At 73.7% G+C, this 21,004-nt stretch carries 18 protein-coding genes and 2 pseudogenes; 10 read left to right on the top strand and 10 right to left on the bottom strand.

The window, feature by feature from the left end:
* Positions 1–160 precede the first annotated feature (160 nt).
* The 3 genes and pseudogenes from AB0O53_RS36050 to AB0O53_RS36040 all read right to left on the bottom strand — a co-directional run.
* Positions 161–853, bottom strand: a complete 693-nt coding sequence (locus AB0O53_RS36050) for a PhzF family phenazine biosynthesis protein (protein WP_351001797.1) — start codon at positions 851–853, stop codon at positions 161–163.
* 19 nt (positions 854–872) lie between these two features.
* Positions 873–2,315 (bottom strand): HtaA domain-containing protein, encoded by a 1,443-nt coding sequence (locus AB0O53_RS36045; RefSeq protein ID WP_365201294.1) that lies wholly within the window; start codon positions 2,313–2,315, stop codon positions 873–875.
* 407 nt (positions 2,316–2,722) lie between these two features.
* Positions 2,723–4,087 (bottom strand): annotated as a pseudogene (locus tag AB0O53_RS36040) (HtaA domain-containing protein); the annotation flags it as partial.
* A gap of 61 nt (positions 4,088–4,148) precedes the next feature.
* Here AB0O53_RS36040 and AB0O53_RS36035 point away from each other — a divergent pair.
* The 6 genes from AB0O53_RS36035 to efeU all read left to right on the top strand — a co-directional run bounded on the left by AB0O53_RS36035 (position 4,149) and on the right by efeU (position 11,099).
* Positions 4,149–5,216, top strand: a complete 1,068-nt coding sequence (locus tag AB0O53_RS36035) for a heme/hemin ABC transporter substrate-binding protein (RefSeq protein WP_434094485.1) — start codon at positions 4,149–4,151, stop codon at positions 5,214–5,216.
* Position 5,217: 1 nt separating this feature from the next.
* Positions 5,218–6,570, top strand: coding sequence for an iron chelate uptake ABC transporter family permease subunit (locus tag AB0O53_RS36030; protein WP_365201292.1), 1,353 nt, complete (start codon positions 5,218–5,220; stop codon positions 6,568–6,570).
* A gap of 74 nt (positions 6,571–6,644) precedes the next feature.
* A complete protein-coding gene (locus AB0O53_RS36025; protein WP_365201298.1) occupies positions 6,645–7,478 on the top strand; it encodes a heme ABC transporter ATP-binding protein in 834 nt (277 codons plus the stop codon).
* Positions 7,479–7,730: 252 nt separating this feature from the next.
* Positions 7,731–8,882, top strand: coding sequence for an iron uptake system protein EfeO (gene efeO / locus AB0O53_RS36020; protein WP_351001791.1), 1,152 nt, complete (start codon positions 7,731–7,733; stop codon positions 8,880–8,882).
* A gap of 37 nt (positions 8,883–8,919) precedes the next feature.
* Entirely contained in the window at positions 8,920–10,212 is a 1,293-nt protein-coding gene (gene efeB, locus AB0O53_RS36015; protein ID WP_365201288.1) for an iron uptake transporter deferrochelatase/peroxidase subunit, read from the top strand.
* 26 nt (positions 10,213–10,238) lie between these two features.
* Positions 10,239–11,099 carry an iron uptake transporter permease EfeU gene (gene efeU, locus AB0O53_RS36010; protein WP_351001787.1) on the top strand — a complete coding sequence of 287 codons (861 nt, stop codon included), beginning with the start codon at positions 10,239–10,241 and terminating at the stop codon, positions 11,097–11,099.
* 4 nt (positions 11,100–11,103) lie between these two features.
* Here efeU and AB0O53_RS36005 read toward each other — a convergent pair whose 3' ends face one another.
* From AB0O53_RS36005 to AB0O53_RS35995, 3 genes are read right to left on the bottom strand one after another with little or no spacing between them, the layout of a single operon-like run.
* Positions 11,104–11,679 (bottom strand): GNAT family N-acetyltransferase, encoded by a 576-nt coding sequence (locus tag AB0O53_RS36005; RefSeq protein WP_351001785.1) that lies wholly within the window; start codon positions 11,677–11,679, stop codon positions 11,104–11,106.
* On the bottom strand, positions 11,676–12,539 hold the full coding sequence (locus AB0O53_RS36000) for a PhzF family phenazine biosynthesis protein (protein WP_365201283.1): 864 nt from the start codon (positions 12,537–12,539) through the stop codon (positions 11,676–11,678). Before AB0O53_RS36000 ends, AB0O53_RS36005 begins: the two co-directional genes overlap by 4 nt.
* A 58-nt stretch (positions 12,540–12,597) precedes the next feature.
* Positions 12,598–13,359 carry an SDR family oxidoreductase gene (locus AB0O53_RS35995; protein WP_365201281.1) on the bottom strand — a complete coding sequence of 254 codons (762 nt, stop codon included), beginning with the start codon at positions 13,357–13,359 and terminating at the stop codon, positions 12,598–12,600.
* 109 nt (positions 13,360–13,468) lie between these two features.
* Between AB0O53_RS35995 and AB0O53_RS35990 the strand changes: the two genes are divergently transcribed.
* Together AB0O53_RS35990 and AB0O53_RS35985 are read left to right on the top strand one after the other, a co-directional pair.
* The gene (locus AB0O53_RS35990; RefSeq protein WP_365201278.1) at positions 13,469–14,788 is read left to right on the top strand and encodes a Bcr/CflA family multidrug efflux MFS transporter; all 1,320 of its coding nucleotides are present in this window, start codon (positions 13,469–13,471) and stop codon (positions 14,786–14,788) included.
* A gap of 59 nt (positions 14,789–14,847) precedes the next feature.
* Positions 14,848–15,861 (top strand): small ribosomal subunit Rsm22 family protein, encoded by a 1,014-nt coding sequence (locus AB0O53_RS35985; RefSeq protein ID WP_351001777.1) that lies wholly within the window; start codon positions 14,848–14,850, stop codon positions 15,859–15,861.
* A gap of 67 nt (positions 15,862–15,928) precedes the next feature.
* Here the strand turns inward: AB0O53_RS35985 and ddaH are convergent.
* A pseudogene (ddaH, locus tag AB0O53_RS35980) lies at positions 15,929–16,756 on the bottom strand (dimethylargininase); the annotation flags it as partial.
* A 134-nt stretch (positions 16,757–16,890) separates the two neighbouring features.
* Between ddaH and AB0O53_RS35975 the strand changes: the two are divergent.
* Together AB0O53_RS35975 and AB0O53_RS35970 are read left to right on the top strand one after the other, a co-directional pair.
* Positions 16,891–17,508, top strand: coding sequence for a TetR/AcrR family transcriptional regulator (locus tag AB0O53_RS35975; protein WP_351001801.1), 618 nt, complete (start codon positions 16,891–16,893; stop codon positions 17,506–17,508).
* 170 nt (positions 17,509–17,678) lie between these two features.
* Entirely contained in the window at positions 17,679–18,428 is a 750-nt protein-coding gene (locus AB0O53_RS35970; RefSeq protein WP_351001775.1) for a bifunctional DNA primase/polymerase, read from the top strand.
* Positions 18,429–18,480: 52 nt separating this feature from the next.
* Here AB0O53_RS35970 and yaaA read toward each other — a convergent pair whose 3' ends face one another.
* The 3 genes from yaaA to AB0O53_RS35955 form a co-directional block, all read right to left on the bottom strand.
* Complete coding sequence (yaaA, locus tag AB0O53_RS35965) at positions 18,481–19,284, bottom strand: peroxide stress protein YaaA (RefSeq protein ID WP_351001773.1); 804 nt, start codon at positions 19,282–19,284, stop codon at positions 18,481–18,483.
* Positions 19,285–19,372: 88 nt separating this feature from the next.
* A complete protein-coding gene (locus AB0O53_RS35960; protein ID WP_351001771.1) occupies positions 19,373–20,209 on the bottom strand; it encodes a hypothetical protein in 837 nt (278 codons plus the stop codon).
* A complete protein-coding gene (locus tag AB0O53_RS35955) occupies positions 20,206–20,940 on the bottom strand; it encodes a MerR family transcriptional regulator (protein WP_365201274.1) in 735 nt (244 codons plus the stop codon). Before AB0O53_RS35955 ends, AB0O53_RS35960 begins: the two co-directional genes overlap by 4 nt.
* Positions 20,941–21,004: the final 64 nt, after the last annotated feature.

Genomic DNA, 21,004 nt, shown 5'->3' with positions numbered 1-21,004 from the left:
CAGGATGGGCGGGTGCGGTGGCAAGCAAAGTGCATGCGGCGGTCTTCGACTACAAGGCCGTGTTCCAAGCCGGAACAACAACCCCCCACCCGGACCGGCCCCGCAGCCGTTTCAGCCGGCCGTGAGCGCCCACAGGACTCACTTCCCGGGGGCGGGGTACCTAGGCGGGGTGCACGGGGTGCACGGAGTCCGCGGGGTGTGCGGGCGGGGCGAAGCGGACGCGGCCGCCCACCTCGATCGTGCCGTCGGCGCCGGGGGCGGTGAGGATCTGGGAGCCGGCGCCCTGGGTGATGTTCAGGGCGCGGTCCAGCTCGGCCGTCAGCAGGATCGCCGCCGAGCCGGTGGCCTCGTCCTCGGCGATGACGCCGTCGGGGCGGCGCGGGAAGCCCCGGGCCCGGACGCGGCCGGCCGCCTCGTCCTCCCACGCCCAGGCGTACAGCCAGCCCTCGCCGGGCGGCGGCGACGGCAGCGCCTCGACCTCGGCGACGCTCCCGTACTGCTGGGTGCGCTTGCCCTCGACCCACTCGGGCCGGGCCGTGATCCAGGTGAACTCCCCGTCGTCACGGGCCCATACGGATCCGGCCGGCGGCTGGAGCTCCTCGATGTCCAGCAGCCACGCGACCCCGACCAGCGGGTGTCCCGCGAAGGACATCCGCGTGCCGGGGGTGCGGATGTCGACGACCCCGCGTTCGGGGTCGTCGACGAACACCGTCTCGCTGTAGCCGAGTTCGGCGGCCAGCGCCTGCCGCGACGCGTCGTCGGGGCAGGTCCGGCCGTCGCGCACGACGCCGAGCAGGTTGCCGTACCGGCCGTCACCCGCGCAGAAGACCCTCAGGACATCGAGATCGTTCACGCGGGAATTCAAACACGGTTCAGACCTGGGCCGTACGGCGCCTGCGCGCCATGTAGACGGCGCCGGCGCCGGCCGCGATGACGATGCCGGAGGTGGCGAGCAGGGCCCCGGCCGGGATCTCGGCGCCGGTGTTGGCGAGGTTGCCGCCGACGGAGCCGCCGCCGACCGAACCGCCGCCCGCGGCGCCGCCCGTCGAACCGCCGGTGGTACCACCCGTCGAACCGCCGCTGGTGCCGCCCGTGGACGGCGGCAGGGTGGCGTCCTTGTCCACCGACACCGAGAGGGTGAGCGGGTCGATCGCGTCGCCCGCCTTGTACATGGAGCCGGTGGTGTCGTTGGCGAAGACGGCCGCGCCGTCGGCGGTGAAGGCCGCGGGCACGCCGTTGAGCGCGAGCACGCCGTTCTTGGTCTTGTAGTCGGTCTTCGACAGGTCGAGCGTGGCGAAGGCGACGCCCGTCTTGCTGCCGGCCGCGTTCTTGACGTCGACGTACAGGGTTCCGGTCTTGCCGGTGGCGTCGATGCGGGGGTTGGCGAAGGTCATGTCGATGCCGTGGGCCGCGTACTGGAAGCGGAGGTTGCCCTCGAAGGAAGCGTTCAGCTTCTGCTTCTTCGCGTCGAGCTCGCCCTTGCCGAAGGCGAAGTCGAAGAGTTCGCCGTTCTTGGCGGCGCCGCCGGCCGGGGTGATCGAGCCCGCGCCCAGCACGTACCGGCGGAAGGACTCCTTCACACCCCACGTCAGCCTGCCGTTCAGGACCTTCTGCACCCCGTCGGCCGGAGCGGTGGGGCTCGGGTCCTTGGTGGGGCTGGGGTCCTTGGTGGGCGTGGGGTCCTTGGTGGGGGTCGGCTTCGTCGGGGTCGGCTCGGGGGCGGGCTGCTCGAACTTCAGGTCCGCGGTGAGCGGGTCGCCGGCCTTGTTCTCGTAGCCAGCGGAACCGAGCGCGTCCGCGGCCTCCTTGGTGAGGGTCGTCGCGAGACCGGTCATCGACTGGCCGGCGAAGGCGACGGTCGCGAGCGGGACGTCCTGGGCGGTGGCGCCGGACTTGGTGACGTCCGCGGTCAGCTTCTTGGTGCCGGTGTCGATGCGTATGTCCGAGAGCTTGACCTCGAAGCCGTGGCCGGTCGGCGGGGCGGGCGAGGAGAAGGTGACGCTGCCCTTGAAGGCCGCCTTCACCACGTGGCCGCCGGCCGGGTCGTACTGGCCGGTCGGCTCGACGAAGCGGAGGGTGCCGTCGGCGTTCTGCTGGGCGCCCTCGGCGACGGTGATGGTGCCCTTGGCCATGCCGGTCACGTAGGCGCGGTAGCTGGCGAGGACGCCCCAGTCGAGGGTGCCGCCGACGATCTTCACGGGCCCGGTCGGGGGGCCGCCCGCGGCGGTGGCCGGCAGGGCGAGGGCGGTGGCGCCGAGAGCGGCGGCGGTCAGGACGGCGGCCGCGAGGGAGATCGGGCGGCGGAGGGACGACATGGCGGGGAACTCCTGGGAGACGGAAGGGGAAAGGGGGTGAGGGTGGGGCACTACTTCGACCCGTCGGCGTCCGCCGAGCCCGTGCCCGTGCCCGAGCCGGGTGCGGGCTTCGCACCCGCCTCCGAGTCCTTGGCCGGAGCCGAGTCCTGGGCCGGGGTGGCGGAAGCAGCACCGGAGCCGGAAGCCTCGGCAGAAGACGGTTCCGGCTCCGCCGAGGCGGCCGGGGCCTCCGGGGCGGACGCCCCTGCGGTGGCCGAGCCGGAGGCCGGAGCCCCGGCGGGCGCCCCGGCGGGAGCCGAGGCCGCCTCCTGGCGCTGGGCCGGGGCTTCGGCCGGGTCGGCGGCCTGGGCCGGCACCGACGCCGCGGCAGCGGCCGGAGCCGAGGCCTCGGCGGCGACAACCGGGGGCTTACGGCGCTTGCGCAGCAGGACGGCTGCGGCGGCGGCCAGGAGGAGGACGGCCGCGGCCAGGGCCGCGTAGAGCCCGGTGTTCGAGGACTTCCCGGACTCCGCGGCGGGAGCGGGAGCCGCAGACGGCGCGGGGGCGGGAGCCGCCGACGGCGAGGCCGTGGAGCCCAGGTCGGGCAGGGCCGGCAGCTGCGCGGTGGCGTCGAGGGCGACGGCCAGCGAGACGGGGTCCATCTCGGTGCCGGCCTTGTACATGGAGTTGAAGGCCTGGGAGCCGCCCTCGGTGAGGGTGGCCGGGGCCTCGGTCAGGGTGACGAGCGCGCCCTCGGTCTTCAGGCCCTTGGCGTCGAACTCGACCAGCGGGACGGCGTTCTTCGTCGCGCCCGCCGTGGTGACGTCCGCGGACAGCACGCCCTTGCCGTTCTCGACCTTCACGCCCATTTTGCCGAGCGTCAGGTCCAGATGGGCTCCGGTGAACCGGATGGTGCCGGCGAAGGCCGCGTCGAGCGTGCCTTTCTGGCCGTCGTACGCGCCCTTGCCCTGCGGGAAGCGGAACAGCGCGCCGCCGTCCTGGGCGCCCTCTTCCAGGGTCCACTTGCCCTGGCCGATCGAACCGGTGACGTACTCGCGGAAGGTGCGGCGCACCCCCCAGTCGACGGCGGCGTCGGCGAAGGCGCCGGGCGCCTGCGAAGCCTCGGCCGTGGTGCTCGGCTGCGCGGACGGCGACTGCGGGGCCTCCGCCGCCGGGGCCGTCTTCACATCGGCCGAGAGCGAGAGCGGGTCCAGCCGCGCGCCGGCCGGGTAGTAGCCGGCGAACGCCTGGGCGCCCTGGGAGGTGAGGGTGACCGGGATGTTCGTGAGGGTCAGCGGGGTGCCGCCGCCCTTCATGTTGATCCCGCCGACGCCGAGCGTCGCGAAGGGCACCTGGCTCTGGTTGCTGACCGTACCGGTGTCCTTGGCCTTGCTGGAGACGTCCACGTACAGCGTCCCGCTACCGCCGCTGATCTTGACGGTGGGGCGGCTGACGGTCATGTCGAGCTCGTAGACGCCGTCCGGCTTCTGATGGCCCTGGAAGGTCACCCCGCCGGAGTACGAGGCTTCGAACGCGCCCGTCCCGGGGTCGTAGGAGCCGGTGGCCGAGTGGAAGCGGAACAGGCTTCCGCCCACCGTGGCGGCTCCGCTCTTCAGCTTGAAACCGCCTTTTGCCACCGGACCGGTGACATAACTCTGGAAAGACGATTTGATGCCCCAGTCGAGCCGACCCCCCTGTACGGTGCCCGCGTGTGCGGCGGTCGCCGGGAGCAGAGCCCCCAACAGGCCCGCCAGCAGGGCGATGGTGAGCGTACGGACGGGTCTCGCGGGCATGAATGCCCCCTCCAGGATCTAGCAAGCAAGGTTAGGCTAACCTAAGGTAAACCCAGGCCGGATGGAAACCCCCCGGTCCCCAGAACCTCAGTCGGACGATCAGGACGGTGCCTTCGTGCCTACGCCCGCCGCGTCACACCGCTTTCCCCGTCTCGCAGTTGCCGTGGCAGCACTGGCACTCGCGCTGACGGGCTGCGGAGGTACGGCCACCCCTCCGGGCTCATCCGCCCCCGCCGCCGCTGCCGCTCCGGACCGGGTGGAGCCACTCGCCGGGACGCCGCAGCCCGCGCTGCCGGTGACCGTGCCCTCGGCGGACGGCACCCAGGTGACCGTCACCGCGGCCGACCGGGTGATCCCGCTGACCGGCAGCCTCAACGAGATCGTCCACACGCTGGGCCTCGGCGGGCAGGTCGTCGCCCGGGACATCACGGCCACCTTCGAACAGGCGGCGCAGCTGCCGGTGGTGACGCGTGGCCACGACGTCTCCGCCGAGAGCGTGCTGTCGCTGCGCCCCACGCTGGTGCTGGCGGAGACCACCACCGGCCCCGCCGAGGCGGTCCAGCAGATCCGCGACGCCGGCATCCCCGTCCTCGTCGTCGCTCCCGCCAAGGGGCTGGACGACGTGCCGAAGCGGATCGACGCCGTCGCCACCGCGCTCGGCGTCAAGGACGCCGGAGCACAGCTGAACCAGCGCACCGCCGACCGGATCGCAGCCGCCCGAAAGAACGTTCCTGCGGCCGCGGGCAAGCAGCCCCGGGTGGCCTTCCTCTACCTGCGGGGCACCGCCTCCGTCTACCTGCTGGGCGGTTCGGACTCCGGCGCCGCCTCGCTGCTGGAGGCGGCCGGAGCGGTCGACACCGGCAAGGAGTCCGGCCTCGGCAAGGACTTCACCCCGATCACCAGCGAGGCCCTGGCGGCCGCCGCCCCCGACGCGATCCTGGTCATGTCCAAGGGCCTCGAATCGGTCGGCGGCATCGACGGCCTGGTGAAGATCCCGGGCGTCGCCCAGACCCCGGCCGGCATGGACCGCCGCGTGGTCACGGTCGACGACGGCGTCCTCCTCAACTACGGCCCCCGCACGGACCAGGTCCTGTCCTCCCTGATCACCCAGCTCTACGGCAAGGGCTGAGATGACACTCCCCTACGACGCCGAAGCGACCGCCGCACCGAACGACCCTGCCGGGGCCGGGTGTGCGCCGGGGCGCTCCCCGCAGGGCGCCGAACGCACCGCCGCCGCACCGTCCGACACCGAGAACCGTTCGGCGCCCGAGGAGACGCCCCGGCGCGCGCCCGGCCCCACCGAAGCCACGCCCCCCGGCGAAGCCCCCGAGACCACCGCCCCCGCCACGGCAGGCTCCGGCCAGGGCACAGCAGGCGCAGCCCCCGGCACGGACGGCGCAGCCCCCGCCACGGGAGCCGCACCCGACCCCGCGAAGCCCGCCGCAGGCGGCCGGCGCGGCCGGAAGGCCCTGTTCCTCACCCTCGCCCTGGTCGCGACCCTGGTCCTGCTCGCCGTGGTCTCCGCCGGCACCGGCGCCTACCGCATCCCCACCGCCGACGTCCTCGCCTCCGCCCAGCACCGCCTGGGCCTCGGCGGGGCACCGCTGGACCGGGTCGGCGAGAGCGTGCTGTGGAACGTACGCCTCCCCCGCGTCGTGCTCGCGCTGCTCGTCGGAGCCAGCCTCGGCTGCGCGGGCGCGCTCATGCAGGGCGTCTTCGGCAACCCCCTCGCCGAACCCGGCGTCATCGGCATCTCGGCCGGCGCCGCCGTCGGCGCGGTCGCCGCCATCGGCCTCGGCCTCAGCTTCTTCGGCAACTGGACCATCACCGTCTGCGCGTTCGTCGCGGGCCTGATCACCGTCAGCTCGGTCTACCTCCTCTCCCGCAACGGCGGGAAGACGGAGGTCGTCACGCTGATCCTCACCGGCATCGCGGTCAACGCCTTCGCCGGCGCGCTCATCGGCCTGTTCGTGTTCTTCGCGGACAGCGGCCAGGTCAACCAGATCACCTTCTGGCAGCTGGGCTCCCTGGCCCAGGCCACCTGGCCCAAGGTGCTCGCGGTCCTGCCCTGCGCCGTCGCCGGCCTGCTCGTCGCCCCCTTCTACGCCCGCCGGCTCGACCTGCTCTCGCTCGGCGAGCGGCCCGCCCGCCACCTCGGCATCGACGTCGAACGGCTGCGCCTCGCCCTCATCCTGGTCGTCGCCCTGCTCACCGCGGCCGCCGTGGCCGTCGCCGGCGTCATCACCTTCATCGGCCTGCTCGTCCCGCACCTGCTGCGCATGGCCAACGGCCCCGGCCACCGCTTCCTGGTCCCGGGCAGCGCCCTGGCCGGCGCCGTGGTCCTGGTCGCGGGCGACCTCGCCGCCCGGACCCTCGCCCAGCCCGCCGAGCTGCCCCTCGGCGTCCTGACCGCCCTGATCGGCAGCCCGTTCTTCTTCTGGCTGCTGCGTCGCACCCGCCGCAAGCAAGGAGGCTGGGCGTGACCCGCACCACCACCCGCACGACGGAAGCCAAGGCCACCGCCAAGGCCACCGCCACCGCCACCGCCTCCGGCCCGCTGTCCCGCCTGTTCGCCCGCGGCCGCCGCACCGTCCCCGCCCGGCCGGCCCCCGGCACGGCCCTCGCCGAGGCCGTGGACCTGCACGTCCGGCTCGGGCAGCGCGAGGTACTCGCCGGCATCGACCTGTCCGCCCGGGCCGGGGAGGTGCTGGCCCTGGTCGGCCCCAACGGCGCGGGCAAGTCCACCCTCCTCGGCGCCCTCGCCGCGGACCTGCCCGCCGCCTCCGGCGAAGTCCGCGTCGACGGCCGCCCGGTGGGCGACTGGAGCGCCCCGGACCTCGCGCTGCGCCGCTCGGTCCTGCCCCAGTCGGCCGCGCTGTCCTTCCCCTTCCCGGTGGAGGACGTCGTACGGATGGGCCGCGCGCCCTGGGCCGGCACCCCGTTCGCCGAGTCGGACGAGGAGGCCGTCGCCACGGCGATGGCCGCGGCCGAGGTCACCGAATTCGCCGCGCGCCCCTTCTCCGCGCTCTCCGGCGGCGAGCGCGCCCGGGTCGCGCTGGCCCGCGTACTGGCCCAGCGGGCTCCGCTGCTGCTGCTCGACGAGCCCACCGCCGCCCTCGACCTGCGCCACCAGGAGCTCGTGCTGCGCATCTGCCGGGAGCGGGCCGCGGCCGGTGACGCGGTCGTCGTCGTCCTGCACGACCTGGGACTGGCCGCCGCCTACGCGGACCGGGCCGCCGTCCTGCACGACGGACGGATCGCCGCCGACGGACCGCCCTCCGAGGTGTTCGAGGACGCCCTCCTCAGCCGCGTGTACCGGCAGCCCGTCGAGGTGCTCCCGCACCCCCGCACGGGCGCCCCGCTCGTGGTCCCCGTACGCGTCGCGGAATGAGGTGCGGAACGCGTCGCGGACCATGCCGCCGAGCCCGCCGCCATACCGCTCGGTATGCCCTCTTGACCCCTGCTTGACCGGGCCATGGGCTTGTCGTGGAGGGTCCGTGACGGCCCCGTGTCCCAGGCCGAAACGTGAGAGCTGAATCACTGCACGAAGGGGTATGGGTGAAGTAAGGCTCGGTTAAGTTAGGTCCGCCTCACCGGCCTCTCCCCCTTGGGACGGCCCTCGTCCGACGCCCAGGAGCCCCCTATGCGCCCCGCCCGCCTCACCGTCGCCGCCGCCACCGCGGTGGTCGCCCTGACCGTCGCCACCGGCTGCTCCCAGAAGAGCGACGCGGGCGACGACGCGATCCGTGTGGCGGCCTCCGACAGCGCCTGCGACGTGTCGAAGACGGAGTTCCCGGCCGGCAAGGTGCAGATCGACGTCGAGAACAAGGGCTCCAAGGTCACCGAGGTCTACGTCCTCTTCCCGGACGCCCGCATCGTCACCGAGCGCGAGAACATCGGCCCGGGCACCAAGGCGTCCATCACCGCCGAGATCAAGGCGGGCGACTACGAGATCGTCTGCAAGCCCGGCATGAAGGGCGACGGCATCGCCCAGAAGGTCAAGGCGACCGGGGCCAAGGGCGCCGCCGAGGAGAAGCGCAGCCCGGAGGCGGACGCCGCCGTCGCCGCGTACCGCGCGTACGTGGTCGCGCAGGCCGAGGAGACCCTCCCCAAGGCGCAGGCCTTCGCGGACGCGGTCAAGGCCGGCGACGTCGAGGCCGCGAAGAAGGCGTACGCGCCCTCCCGCATCGGCTGGGAGCGCACCGAGCCGGTCGCCGAGTCCTTCGGGGACATCGACCCGAAGGTCGACGTCCGCGAGGACGGCCTGGAGGCCGGCCAGGACCCGGCGAAGGACTGGACGGGCTGGCACCGCCTGGAGAAGTCCCTGTGGGCCGACAACAAGATCGACGACAACGACAAGAAGCTCGCCGACACCCTGATCGCGGACCTGACCGACTGGCAGAAGAAGGTCGGCCAAGCGGAGATCACCCCCACCTCGATCGCCAACGGCGCCAAGGAGCTCCTCGACGAGGTCGCCACCGGCAAGGTCACGGGTGAGGAGGAGCGCTACTCCCACACCGACCTCGTCGACTTCAAGGCCAACGTCGAGGGCGCGCAGAAGGCGTACGAGCTGCTCAAGCCGATCGCCGAGAAGAACGACCCGGCACTGTCCAAGCAGCTCGACGCGCAGTTCGCGGCCCTGAACACCCTTCTGGACAAGTACCGCGCCGACAAGACCTCCTACGAGTTCACCTCGTACGACAAGGTCGGCGAGGCGGAGCGCAAGGAGCTCTCGGACGGCGTGAACGCGCTCGCCGAGCCCCTGTCCAAGCTCGCCGCCGCGGTCGCGAAGTAACGGAGCCGGGGCAAACGGAAGCAGACGGGAGCAGACGATGACCGAGTCGCAACCGGCGGCGGAGCAGCCGCACCAGGCCGCCGGCGCCTCCGCGGAGGCCCCCGCCGCGGCACCCTCCCGTCGTGCGGTGCTCGGCTGGGGCGGGGCCGGGCTCGCGCTCGGCGCCGCCGCGGCCGGCGGTGCGGCCGTGGCCTTCGGCGGCGGCTCGGACATGGTCTCGGCCGCCGCCGCGGGCGGGGCCGTGCCCTTCCACGGCGAGCACCAGGCCGGTATCGCCAGCGCCGTGCAGGACCGGCTGCACTTCGCGGCCTTCGACGTGAAGACGAAGGACCGCGCGCAGCTGGTCGAGCTGCTGAAGGAGTGGACCGCGGCGGCCCGTCTGATGACGGCGGGCCTGCCGGTCGGCGACGTGTACGAGGGCCTGCCGGAGGCACCGCCGACCGACACCGGTGAGGCCCTCGGCCTGAAGGCCTCCCGGCTGACCCTCACGATCGGCTTCGGTCCGGGCCTGTTCGCGAAGGACCGGTTCGGGCTGGAGGGCCGGCGCCCCGAGGCCCTGGTGGACCTGGAGCTGTTCCCCGGGGACAACCTGGACCCGGCGCGCTCCGGCGGCGACCTGTGCGTGCAGGCGTGCGCCGACGACCCGCAGGTCGCCGTGCACGCCATCCGCCAGCTGGCCCGGATCGGCTTCGGCCGGGTCGCGGTGCGCTGGTCGCAGCTCGGCTTCGGCAAGACGTCCTCGACGACGCCCGACGAGCAGACCCCGCGCAACATGATGGGCTTCAAGGACGGCACCCGGAACATCTCGGGCACCGACCGGGCGGCCCTGGACAAGCACGTGTGGGTCGGCGCGGGCGACGGCAGCGACTGGCTGACGGGCGGCTCGTACCTGGTGGCGCGCCGGATCCGGATGAACATCGAGACCTGGGACCGGACCCCGCTGCAGGAGCAGGAGGACATCTTCGGCCGCGACAAGGGCGAGGGTGCCCCGGTGGGCAAGTCCAAGGAGCGCGACGAGCCCTTCCTGAAGGCGATGAAGCCGGAGGCGCACGTCCGTCTCGCGCACCCGGACACCAACAACGGTGCGACGATCCTGCGGCGCGGCTACTCCTTCACCGACGGCACGGACGGCCTGGGCCGCCTCGACGCGGGCCTGTTCTTCCTCGCCTACCAGCGTGACGTCCGCACGGGCTTCGTCCCGATCCAGCGCAACCTGGCGAAGTCCGACGTCCTCAACGAATACATCCAGCACGTGGGTTCGGCCGTCTTCGCCGTCCCGCCGGGCGTCCGCGACAAGGACGACTGGTGGGGCCGGGTGCTGTTCGCGTAAGTCCCCGCCGGAGAGGAAGAACCACCGTGTTCGGCAACTATCTGATCGGCCTGCGCGAGGGGCTGGAGGCCAGTCTGGTCGTCTGCATCCTCGTCGCGTACCTGGTGAAGACGGACCGCAGGGACGCGTTGCGTCCGGTGTGGCTCGGCATCGGGATCGCCTGCGCGCTCTCGCTCGCCTTCGGCGCGATGCTCGAATTCGGCTCCCAGGAGCTGACCTTCGAGGCGCAGGAGCTGCTGGGCGGCAGCCTGTCGATCATCTCGGTGGGGCTGGTGACGTGGATGGTCTTCTGGATGAAGCGCACCGCGCGGCACCTGAAGGCCGAGCTGCACGGCAAGCTCGACACGGCCCTCGCCATGGGCACCGGCGCGCTGGTCGCCACCGCGTTCCTGGCGGTCGGCCGGGAGGGCCTGGAGACCGCGCTGTTCGTGTGGGCGTCGGTACGGGCCAGCGGCGAGGGCTCCTCGGCGCCGCTGGTCGGCGTGCTGCTGGGCATCGCGACGGCGATCGTGCTCGGCTACCTCTTCTACCGGGGTGCCGTGCGGATCAACCTGGCGAAGTTCTTCCGGTGGACCGGCGCGATGCTGGTGGTCGTGGCCGCGGGCGTGCTCGCGTACGGCGTCCACGACCTGCAGGAGGCCCGCTTCCTGGGCGGTCTGAACGACAGGGCCTTCGACGTCAGCACGGCCGTCCCGCCGGACAGCTGGTACGGGACCCTGCTCAAGGGCGTCTTCAACTTCCAGCCGGACCCGACCGTCCTCCAGCTGACGGTGTGGGTGCTGTACCTGGTGCCCGTGCTGGTGCTGTTCTTCGCCGAGCGCGGCGGCCGCCGCCCGGCGAGCACCGCCACGCCCTCCGACAGCCCGAACGCCACTCCCGCCGGCTGACGGTTCACCAGAGCCGGTCGACGCTCCCGGGGTGGAGCGGGACGCGTACGGCGGTGAAGGCCGCGCGGTCCGCCGCCGGGGCTTCGGTGAAGAAGGCCGCGACCACCACCTTGTCGAAGCCCGGGGCGTCGGTGGCCAGCGGGTCCTCGGGGGTGCCGCCCACGAGGACCGTGCCGGGCAGCGGTGCGAAGCCGGCCGCCTCGTAGAACGGTGCGAGGGGCCGGTCGCAGCTGAACAGCGCCAGGTCCACGGCCGGGTCCGCGGCGAGTTCCGCGCGGGCGGCCGCCACCAGCCGCCCGCCGAGCCCCCGCCCGCGCAGCGCGCCGCGGGTCACGACGGAGCTGAGCCCGGCCGCCCGGTACGTGCGCCCCGCGAGCGGGACCGGCTTGTGGAGCAGGGTCAGCGCGGCGGCCACCGTGCCCTCGTCGTCGACGAGGAGGAGGGTGCGCGGCGCCAGCGCCGGGTCGTGCCCCGGGGTGGAGCCGGGCCAGGCCTCCGCTTCCAGCTCGGCCACCTGGGCGGCCAGCGCCGCGGGCACGTCGGCCTCGGCGAAGCCCAGCACCCGGGGATCCGTGGTCACGGGATGCGGACCGCCGTGCCGCTGACGCGGACGCGCGGGTCGCCCTCGCGCAGTTCGACCGTGAGCACCCCGGGGCGGCCCATGTCCGCGCCCTGGTGGAGGGTCAGTACGGCGTCCTGCGGGACCAGGCCGAGCTCGCGGGCGTACGCGCCGAAGGCGGCCGCCGCGGCACCGGTCGCCGGGTCCTCGACGACACCGCCGGGCGGGAACGGGTCGCGTACGTGGAACTCCCGAGGGCCCGCCCGGTGCACCAGCTGGACGGTGGTGAGGTCCAGGCGCCGCATCAGCGCCTCCAGCCGGGCGAAGTCGTAGGCGAGGTCCGCGAGCCGGGCGCGGGTGGCGGCGCCGATCACCAGGTGGCGGGCTCCGGCGTAGGCGATCCTCGGCGGGAAGGCCGGGTCGAGGTCGGCCTGCGGCCAGTCCAGCGCGGCGAGCGCCTCGGCGAGGTCGGCGGCGGCGATCTCCTCGGTGTGCGGCTCGACGCTGGTCAGCGTGGCCCGCAGGCGGCCGTCCTCGGCCGCGACGGACACCGGGACGGTTCCCGCGCGGGTGGCGAGGAGGAGCTCGCCGGGCCCGATCCGCTCCGCGAGGGCGACGGCCGTGGCGACCGTGGCGTGGCCGCAGAAGGGGACCTCGGCCTTGGGGCTGAAGTAGCGCACGGTGAAGGAGCGGCCCTCCTGGCCGCCGAGCCCCTCGGGCGGGGCGGTGAGGAAGGCCGACTCGCTGTAGCCCAGCCCGGCGGCGATCTTCAGCATCGCGTCGTCGTCCAGCCCGGCGGCGTCGAGCACGACGCCGGCGGGGTTGCCGCCGTCCGGGTCTCCGGAGAAGGCGGTGTAGCGCAGTACCTCGGTATCGGTCATGCGGTCATGATCGTCGGCGGCTCCGCGCCGTGGCAATGGGGTGGGGCGGCCGGACGGCTCAGCCGCGGCCGATGTACGGCATGGCGGTGGCCATCACCGTCGCGAACTGCACGTTCGCCCCCAGCGGGAGTTCGGCCATGTGCAGGACCGTGCGGGCCACGTCGGCGGCGTCCATGACCGGTTCGACGGCCAGCTGCCCGTTGGCCTGGAGGATTCCGGTCTGCATCCGCTCGGTCATCTCGGTCGCCGCGTTGCCGATGTCGATCTGGCCGCAGGCGATCCGGTACGGCCGCCCGTCCAGTGACAGGGACTTCGTCAGGCCGGTCATGGCGTGCTTGGTCGCGGTGTAGGCGATGGAGTTCGGCCGGGGCACGTGGGCGGAGATGGAGCCGTTGTTGACGATGCGGCCGCCCTGCGGGTCCTGGGCCTTCATCTGCCGGAAGGCGGCCTGCGCGCAGAGGAAGGCGCCGGTGAGGTTGACGTCGACGACCGAGCGCCAGGCCTCGTAGGTGATGTCCTCCAGCGGGACGCCGCCGGGCCCGAAGGTGCCGGCGTTGTTGAAGAGCAGGTCGAGGCGCCCGTGGCGGGCCCGTACCGACTCGAACAGCCGATCCACGTCGGCCGGGTCGCTGACGTCGGCCGGCACGCACAGCACGTCGGCGCCGGGCCCGGCCGCGGCGGCGGTCTCCTCCAGCGGTTCGGCCCGGCGGCCGGCCAGGGCCACGGCCCATCCCGCCGCGGCCAGGGTCAGGGCCACCGAGCGGCCGATCCCGGAGCCGGCGCCGGTCACCACGGCGATCTTCTTCGTAGGTTCGTCCATGGGGCCGCAGGGTACGTCACAGCACGCTCCGGTCCCCGGACGTTCCGATTGCTGAGAACATGGGTCGGTCAGGGGTGCATAAAAGCAGATGAGAAGACTGGAGTTCCGCATGTCGGAGAGAGGCCCCGCGACGGCACCCTCGCACGAATCGTCGCCCGAATCGCCCTCCGCCCCCAGCGCCACCGCGTCCCTGGCGCGCGCCCGCCGCACGAGCCTGCTCGTCACCTTCATCCTCGGCGGGCTCACCGCCCTCCCCCCGCTGTCCATGGACATGTACCTGCCGGCCCTGCCGCAGGTCACCGACGTCCTGAACAGCCCCGCCGCGACGATCCAGCTGACCCTGACCGCCTGCCTCGCCGGCATGGCCCTCGGCCAGCTCGTCATCGGCCCGATGAGCGACAAGTGGGGCCGCCGCCGGCCGCTGCTCGTCGGCATGGTCGTCTACGTCCTGGCCACCGCGATCTGCGCGCTCGCCCCCACCGCCGAGCTGCTGATCGCCTTCCGGCTGCTCCAGGGCCTGGCCGGCGCCGCCGGCGTCGTCATCGCGCGCGCCGTCGTGCGCGACCTGTACGACGGCGACGAGATGGCCCGCTTCTTCTCCACCCTGATGCTCATATCCGGGGCCGCCCCGATCGTCGCACCGCTCATCGGCGGCCAGGTGCTGCGCTTCGCCGACTGGCGGGGCGTCTTCGTCGTCCTCACCGGCGTCGGCGCGATCCTCACCCTGATGGTCTGGCGCGGCCTCGGCGAGACCCTGCCGCCCGAACGGCGGCACACCGGCGGCGTCGGCTCCGCCCTGCGGACCATGCGCGGACTGCTCGGCGACCGGGTCTTCGCCGGCTACACCCTGACCGGCGGCTTCGCCTTCGCCGTCCTCTTCTCCTACATCTCCGCCTCCCCCTTCGTGGTCCAGGAGATCTACGGGGCCTCGCCCCAGACCTTCTCCCTGCTCTTCGGCCTGAACTCCGTCGGCCTGATCCTCGTCGGCCAGATCAACGGCAAGCTGCTGGTCGGCCGGGTGCGCCTGGACAAGGTGCTGGCGATCGGCCTCGCGGTCGTCCTGGTCTCCGCGGTGTCCCTGCTGCTGATGGCGACGGGCGTCTTCGGCGAGGTCGGACTGACCCCCATCGCCACCGCGCTGTTCGTCCTCATGTCCGCGATGGGCATCGTGCTGCCGAACACCAACGCACAGGCACTGATGCGGACCCCGCACGCCGCCGGATCGGCCTCGGCGCTGCTCGGCACCTCCTCCTTCCTGGTCGGCGCGATCGCGTCCCCGCTGGTGGGCATCGCGGGCGAGGACACGGCCGTCCCGATGGCCCTGGTGCAGCTGGTCTGCGCGGTGCTCTCGGTGAGCTGCTTCCTGTTCCTGTGCCGGCCCTGGCAGCAGCGGGACGCGCAGACCGCGCCCGCCCCGGCCGGGGACTGAGCCGAGCGGGCCGGGGCCTCGACGACGGCCCCGGCCCGCGCCCGCCGTAAACTCGGCAGGTGAACCTCTCCGCCCCCACCACCGCCGAGACCCTCCGCAGCACGCTCGGCGGGCTGCTCGACGGCCTCCCGCCCAAGCAGGCCACGGCCGCCGTCGAACGGCTCATCGCCAACTACCGGGGGCGGACCCCCACCGACGCGCCCGTACTGCGCGACCGCTCGGACGTCGCCGCGTACGCGGCCTACCGCATGCCCGCGACCTTCGAGGCCGTCCGGTCCGCCCTGGACGCCCTGGCCGACGCGGCGCCCGACTGGGCGCCCGCCTCGCACGTGGACGTGGGCGGCGGCACCGGGGCCGCGACCTGGGCCGTGGACGCCACCTGGGACGGCCCGCGGCCGACCACCGTGCTGGACTGGGCCGAGCCCGCACTGGCCCTCGGCCGGGAACTGGCGGCGGCCTCCGGCTCGCCGGTGCTGCGCGCCGCCGAGTGGCGGCGGGCCGTCATCGGCGCCGGGCTGGCGATCCCCGACGCCGACCTGGTGACCGTCTCCTACGTGCTCGGCGAACTGACCGAGCAGGCCCGCACGGCCGTCGTCGCCGAGGCGGCCCGGGCCGGCCGGGCGGTGGTGCTGATCGAGCCGGGCACGCCGGAGGGGTACCTGCGCATCCGCGAGGCCCGCGACCAGCTGATCGCGGCCGGGCTGCAGGTCGCCGCCCCGTGCCCGCACGACGGCACCTGCCCCATCGAGGTCGGCAAGGACTGGTGCCACTTCTCGGCGCGGGTCAGCCGCTCCTCCCTGCACCGGCAGGTCAAGGGCGGCTCGCTCCCGTACGAGGACGAGAAGTTCAGCTACGTCGCCGCGACCCGCTTCCCCGTCGAGCCGGCCGCCTCGCGGATCACGCGCAGGCCGCAGATCCGCAAGGGGCTCGTCCTGCTGGAGCTGTGCGGCCCCCGGGAGGGCGACGGCGCGGGCCTGACCAAGGTCAACGTGACCAAGCGCCACGGCGACCTCTACAAGGCCGCGCGGGACGCCGACTGGGGCCAGGCCTGGCCGCCGCCCTCCGAGGACTAGACGCACCGGGCGGACCGGTCGGACCGGAGCGACCGGAGCGACCGGAGCGACCGGGTCGTGCCGGGCCCTACGGGCGCAGCTCCTGGGTGCAGCACTTCACGCTGCCGCCGCCCTTGAGCAGTTCCCCGAGGTCCATCGGGACCGGTTCGAACCCCCGGTCGCGCAGCGGGCCGAACAGCCCGGTCGCCGCCTGCGGGAGCAGCACGTGCCGGCCGTCGGACACCGCGTTGAGGCCGAGGGCCGCCGCGTCCCGCCCGTCGGCGATCAGCGCGTCGGGGAAGAGCCGCCGGAGCACCCCGCGGCTGCCGGGCGAGAAGGCCTCCGGGTAGTACATGACCTCGTCGCCGTCGAGGACGCTGAGCGCGGTGTCCAGGTGGTAGTAGCGCGGGTCCACCAGGTCGAGCCCGATCACGGGCCGGCCGAAGAACTCCTGGGCCTCGTCGTGCGAGAGCGGGCTGGAGCGGAAGCCGCGCCCGGCGAGGATGAAGCTCGCCGTCACGGCGAAGTCGCCCTCGCCCTCGTTGACGTGGGCGGGCTCGTGGACGTCCTGGTAGCCGTGCTCACGGAACCAGTCGAGGTGCCGTTCGGCCTCGGCGGCGCGTTCCGGATGGGCGAAGCGGGCCCCGAGGACCCGGCCGTCGACCACCAGGGCCCCGTTCGCCGCGAACACCATGTCGGGCAGCTCGGGGTCCGGTACCAGGGTCTCGACGGTGTGGCCCAGGGACACGTACCGGTCCCTGAGGTCCTCCCACTGGGTCTGGGCGAGGGGCAGGTCCACCGGTTTCGTGGGATCCATCCACGGATTGATGGAGTACGTGACCTTGAAGTGTGCGGGTGGGCACATCAGATAGCGCCGGGGTGTGGCGTCTCTGCGCAAAGAAGGCTCCTCACGACTTTCACGACTCGGGACGAGTGCTGGAAAGAATCGTCTCTCCTGGACCGGGACGACGCAGTGGACCGATGGGGTGGTTTACCGAACCGTTGAGGGACGAAGAGACGAGGAGACGAGACGTCTCGCTTTGATAGCTTCTGGGCATGACCAAGACCCCTGACGCCACCCGCCGCAGCGACCGCTCCCGGCGCGCCATCCTCGACGCCGCGCTCACCCTGGTCGGGGAGGTCGGCTACAACAAGCTGACCATCGAGGCCATCGCCGCCCGCGCCGGAGTCGGCAAGCAGACCATCTACCGCTGGTGGCCCTCGAAGGCCGCCGTCCTCCTGGAAGCCTCCCTCGCCCTGGCCGGGGACGCGGAGGCCGGCGCCGAATGGGCCGGCTTCCCCGACACCGGGGACCTCGCCGCCGACCTGAAGTACGTCCTGCGGGCGACGGTCGACGAGTTCAACGACGAGAAGTACGAGGCCCCCGCCCGCGCCCTGACCGCGGCCGGCGCCACCGACCCCGAGCTCGGCGCCCGGTTCACCGAGCAGCTGCTGGAGCCGCAGCTCGCCCTGTACGAGGCCCGGTTGCGCACGGCCCGCGAGGCCGGCCAGCTCGCACCCGACACGGACCTGCGGCTGACGGTCGAGATGCTGCTCGGGCCGCTGACGTACCGCTGGCTGCTGCGCACCGCGCCGCTCACGCACGCGTACACCGACGCACTCGTGGACAGGGTGCTCGGCGGGGTGGCAAACGTCACCGCCCGCTAGCCGCCCGACAACCTGCGTTCACCCGGGAATGTTTGCCCTGATTCGGTGGGTATGTAGGGGTTGACGGTCACCCATCCCCGGCCCCCCGGTCTCACAGAGCGGTCACCCGGGGCGCAGGATGGTGGGACCATGTGAAGGTCTGCCGGGGCAACGGTGAGGTGAGGGGATAGATGGGGTCTGAGTCCGGCCGCGTCAAACGCGGCGAGCAGAGCAGGATTTCCCAGTGGCTGCGCCGGCGGCAGAAACCCACCGCCGAGGACCCCGCGGGCGAGCGCGAGGCGCTCCTCCTGGCCGTCGCGGCCGCCGGTCTCCCCCTCGCCCCCGCCGCCCATCCCGCCGGCTACCGATGTTCGTGCGACCGCATCGGCTGTCCGACTCCGGCCCGACATCCCGTCTCCTTCGCCTGGCAGACCCAGTCGACCACCGACCGCGCACAGATCGAACGGTGGGCGCGCAACCAGCCCCAGGCCAACTTCATCACCGCGACCGGCATGGTCCACGACGTACTCGACGTCCCGTTGGAAGCCGGCGCCGCCGCCCTCGCGCGGCTCCTCGAAGCCGGCATCAAGGTCGGCCCCGTCGCCGAATCGGGCGGCACCGGCGACCAGGCCCGGATGCTCTTCTTCACCGCCACCCGCGGCACCCCCGAGGACGAGGACGAGTGGTGGCCGTGCGCGCTGGACTGCCACCCCGAGACCATGGACGAACACCCGGGCCTGCGCTGGCACTGCCGCGGCAGCTACGTCCTGGTCCCGCCGGCGGCCCTCCCGGGTGAGCTGGCGGTCACCTGGATCCGCGGCATGGAGCACCCCCTCCCGGACCCGCTCACCCTCCTGGAAACCCTGACGGACGCCTGCGCCGCGTACGCCGACACCTCCGACCGCACCCCGGCGACGGTGGCCTGGCCGCTCGGCCGCTGAGACGGGGACGCGGGGGGGCCGGGGGCGGCGCCCCCGGCGACGACACGGCGCCTCAGTGGTGGATCTGCGTCACGACCACGTCGAGGGACCAGGCCCGGCCCGCCTTCGCGGGGGCCTCGGCCTCGACGACGTAGCCCAGGTCCCGCAGCGCCGTCACCAGTTCCGCGGGCGAGCCGGGCACGGCGCCGGCCACCAGCAGGTCCCGGACCAGCCGGCCCTTCGTCGCCTTGTTGAAGTGGCTCACCACGGAGCGCTTCTCCACGCCGTCGACCATCTGCGCGTGCAGCACCCGCACGGTCGCGGTCCGGCCCGCGACCTCGCCCTTGGGCTTCCACGCCGTCGCGTACGCCGCCGAACGAAGGTCCAGTACCAGCCCGTCCCCGGCGGCCGCCGGCATCACCTCGGCCATCGGGGCGCGCCAGTACGCGCCGAGCGCCCCCAGCCCCGGCAGCTTCACGCCCATCGAGCAGCGGTACGAGGGGATGCGGTCGGTGACGCGCACCGCGCCCCACAGCCCCGAGAAGACGAGCAGCGCCTCCTCGGCGGTCGCCCGCGCCGGCGCGGGCAGGCCGGCCAGGCCCAGCGCGTCGTAGAGCACGCCGGTGTAGATCTCCCCCGCCGGGCGGGCCGGCGCCGAGCGCAGCTCCGCGTTCTTCGCGACCTCGCCCCGCAGCCCCTCGCTCAGGCCCAGCACCTCACGGGCCTTCAGCTCGTCGCCCGTGCAAAGGTCGAGCAGTTCCTCCAGCACCGCCGCCCGGGCCTGCGCCAGGCCGGGCAGCGACAGCTCCTGCGGCTCCAGCGGTGCGCCGGAGCCCCCGGCGGCCTTTCCCTCGGAGGGCGGCAGCAGCACGAGCACGGTGGTTCTCCTTCAGTACGACACGGCGCAGGGGATGCGGCCCCCCGGCCAGGGTAGACGCCCGCGCGCCCCGCCCTGGCCCCGCCGGCTACGCCTGCGCCGGCCGGCGCAGGGCCGAGACCAGGGCGCGGGGGTCGTCGGCGTGGAAGCGGACGGTGCGGGCCGACGCGCGGGCGCCGAGCGGGCGGATGAAGGTGAGCGGGCGGTTCAGCTCCAGCGTCACCGTGGTCTGGCTGCCGACGATGAGGTCGAGCACCCCGTCCTCGGAGAGCGTGACCAGCCGGCCTTCGGGATAGCGGCGCTCCACCCGTACCGAGGCCACCGCGTCCGGCGGGACGGCGAGGTCGAAGAGGGCGCCGTAGCGGATCCGCAGGGTGCCGTCGGCGCCGACCACGTGCGGCCGGGTGACGCAGGCCGCGTGCAGGGCGATCACCAGCAGGACCCCGTACACGTCGAGCACGAGCAGCACGCGGTGGACGGCCGGCCAGGGGATGAGGAGGGCCAGAACGACGGTCTCGACCACCGACACGAAGACCAGTCCGTACATCATCGCCGTCTGCGGTCCGGTGTACGCGGCGGCCAGGTCCCCGGGGCGCACCCCGTGCTTGCGGCGCAGCACCCACCGGCCGAGGGAGGCGCCGGCGAGCAGTTCGTGCCGCAGCAGCCGCCGGACCCGGACCGGGACCACGGCGCGGACCGCCGTCCGCAGGGCGGCCCGGGGTTCCTCGCCGGCCGCGCGGGCGGCGGCGTACAGCCGGTGCAGCACCCACGCCTCCAGCAGGAACACCGCCAACACTGCGGCCTCGGCGGCGGCCAGGGCCGGCGCGGGCAGCCGTACCCCGGCCGCCGCGCACACCACGAGCGCCAGCTCCGCCGGCAGGACCGCGGCCACCGCGATCCGTGCCGCCCGTACACCGCGGGTCATCCCCGCCCCCTCTCGATGAAGGCCTCCATGACCAGGCGGACGACCTCCGCCTGTGCGGGCGCGTACTCGGCGAGCAGCGCCTCCTTGAACCCGGTCACGACCGCACCGTCCCGGGGGATCGCGGCGAACACCTCGTCGGGGACCGCCGCCACCAGCTCGGCCGCCAGGCCCGGGATCCGCGGATCGTCGGCGGGGGCGTCGGCGAGTTCGTCCAGCCGCTCGTACAGGGCCAGCACCGCCGGGTCGGCGGCCAGCGGCCCGAGTGCGGCGTAGACCTCCTCGCCGCCGGCGCCCGTGGCGTCGAGGAGCGTCAGGTGCTCGCGGTCCTTCGCCGCGGTCGGCGAGGTGGTGCGCGGCGCCTTCGCCAGGAGTTCGGCGAGCGCGGGCGAGATCGGCTCGCCCTCCCCCGGTTCCGCCGCCAGCAGCACCGCGAGCCGTCGCCGCCGTTCCTTGATCTCGGCCTCCTGCCGGGCGAGGTCGGCGTCGAGCTCCTCCAGTACGTCGGCCAGGTCGCGCCCGGCGTCGTCCGCGAGGACGTCGCGCACCTCGTCGAGGCTGAGCCCCAGCTCGGTGAGCCGCCGTACGCGGGCCAGCAGGACGGCGTCCCGGACGGTGTAGGCCCGGTATCCGTTGGGGCGCCGCTCCGGCTCCGGGAGCAGCCCGACATGGTGGTAGTGCCGGATCGCCCGGGTGGTGACCCCGACGACCGCGGCGATCTCTCCGATCCGCATGCCCCCAGTAGAAACCCTGCCGTTGCGGCAAGGTCAAGGGGCGGCGGCACAGCCGGTAGCATGG

Source organism: Streptomyces erythrochromogenes, from assembly GCF_040684695.1.
Lineage (GTDB): Bacteria > Actinomycetota > Actinomycetes > Streptomycetales > Streptomycetaceae > Streptomyces > Streptomyces erythrochromogenes_C.
This window is presented reverse-complemented; position numbering and strand designations above follow the sequence as displayed.

Excerpts from the sequence above, each read along its gene's own strand:
- AB0O53_RS36030 (WP_365201292.1), top strand. The coding sequence starts at position 5,218 with ATGACACTCCCCTACGACGCCGAAGCGACCGCCGCACCGAACGACCCT.
- AB0O53_RS35990 (WP_365201278.1), top strand. The coding sequence starts at position 13,469 with ATGTCGGAGAGAGGCCCCGCGACGGCACCCTCGCACGAATCGTCGCCC.
- AB0O53_RS35960 (WP_351001771.1), bottom strand. The coding sequence starts at position 20,209 with ATGACCCGCGGTGTACGGGCGGCACGGATCGCGGTGGCCGCGGTCCTG.
- AB0O53_RS35970 (WP_351001775.1), top strand. The coding sequence starts at position 17,679 with ATGGGGTCTGAGTCCGGCCGCGTCAAACGCGGCGAGCAGAGCAGGATT.
- AB0O53_RS36045 (WP_365201294.1), bottom strand. The coding sequence starts at position 2,315 with ATGTCGTCCCTCCGCCGCCCGATCTCCCTCGCGGCCGCCGTCCTGACC.
- efeB (WP_365201288.1), top strand. The coding sequence starts at position 8,920 with ATGACCGAGTCGCAACCGGCGGCGGAGCAGCCGCACCAGGCCGCCGGC.
- efeO (WP_351001791.1), top strand. The coding sequence starts at position 7,731 with ATGCGCCCCGCCCGCCTCACCGTCGCCGCCGCCACCGCGGTGGTCGCC.
- AB0O53_RS35955 (WP_365201274.1), bottom strand. The coding sequence starts at position 20,940 with ATGCGGATCGGAGAGATCGCCGCGGTCGTCGGGGTCACCACCCGGGCG.
- AB0O53_RS36000 (WP_365201283.1), bottom strand. The coding sequence starts at position 12,539 with ATGACCGATACCGAGGTACTGCGCTACACCGCCTTCTCCGGAGACCCG.
- AB0O53_RS36035 (WP_434094485.1), top strand. The coding sequence starts at position 4,149 with ATGGAAACCCCCCGGTCCCCAGAACCTCAGTCGGACGATCAGGACGGT.
- AB0O53_RS35995 (WP_365201281.1), bottom strand. The coding sequence starts at position 13,359 with ATGGACGAACCTACGAAGAAGATCGCCGTGGTGACCGGCGCCGGCTCC.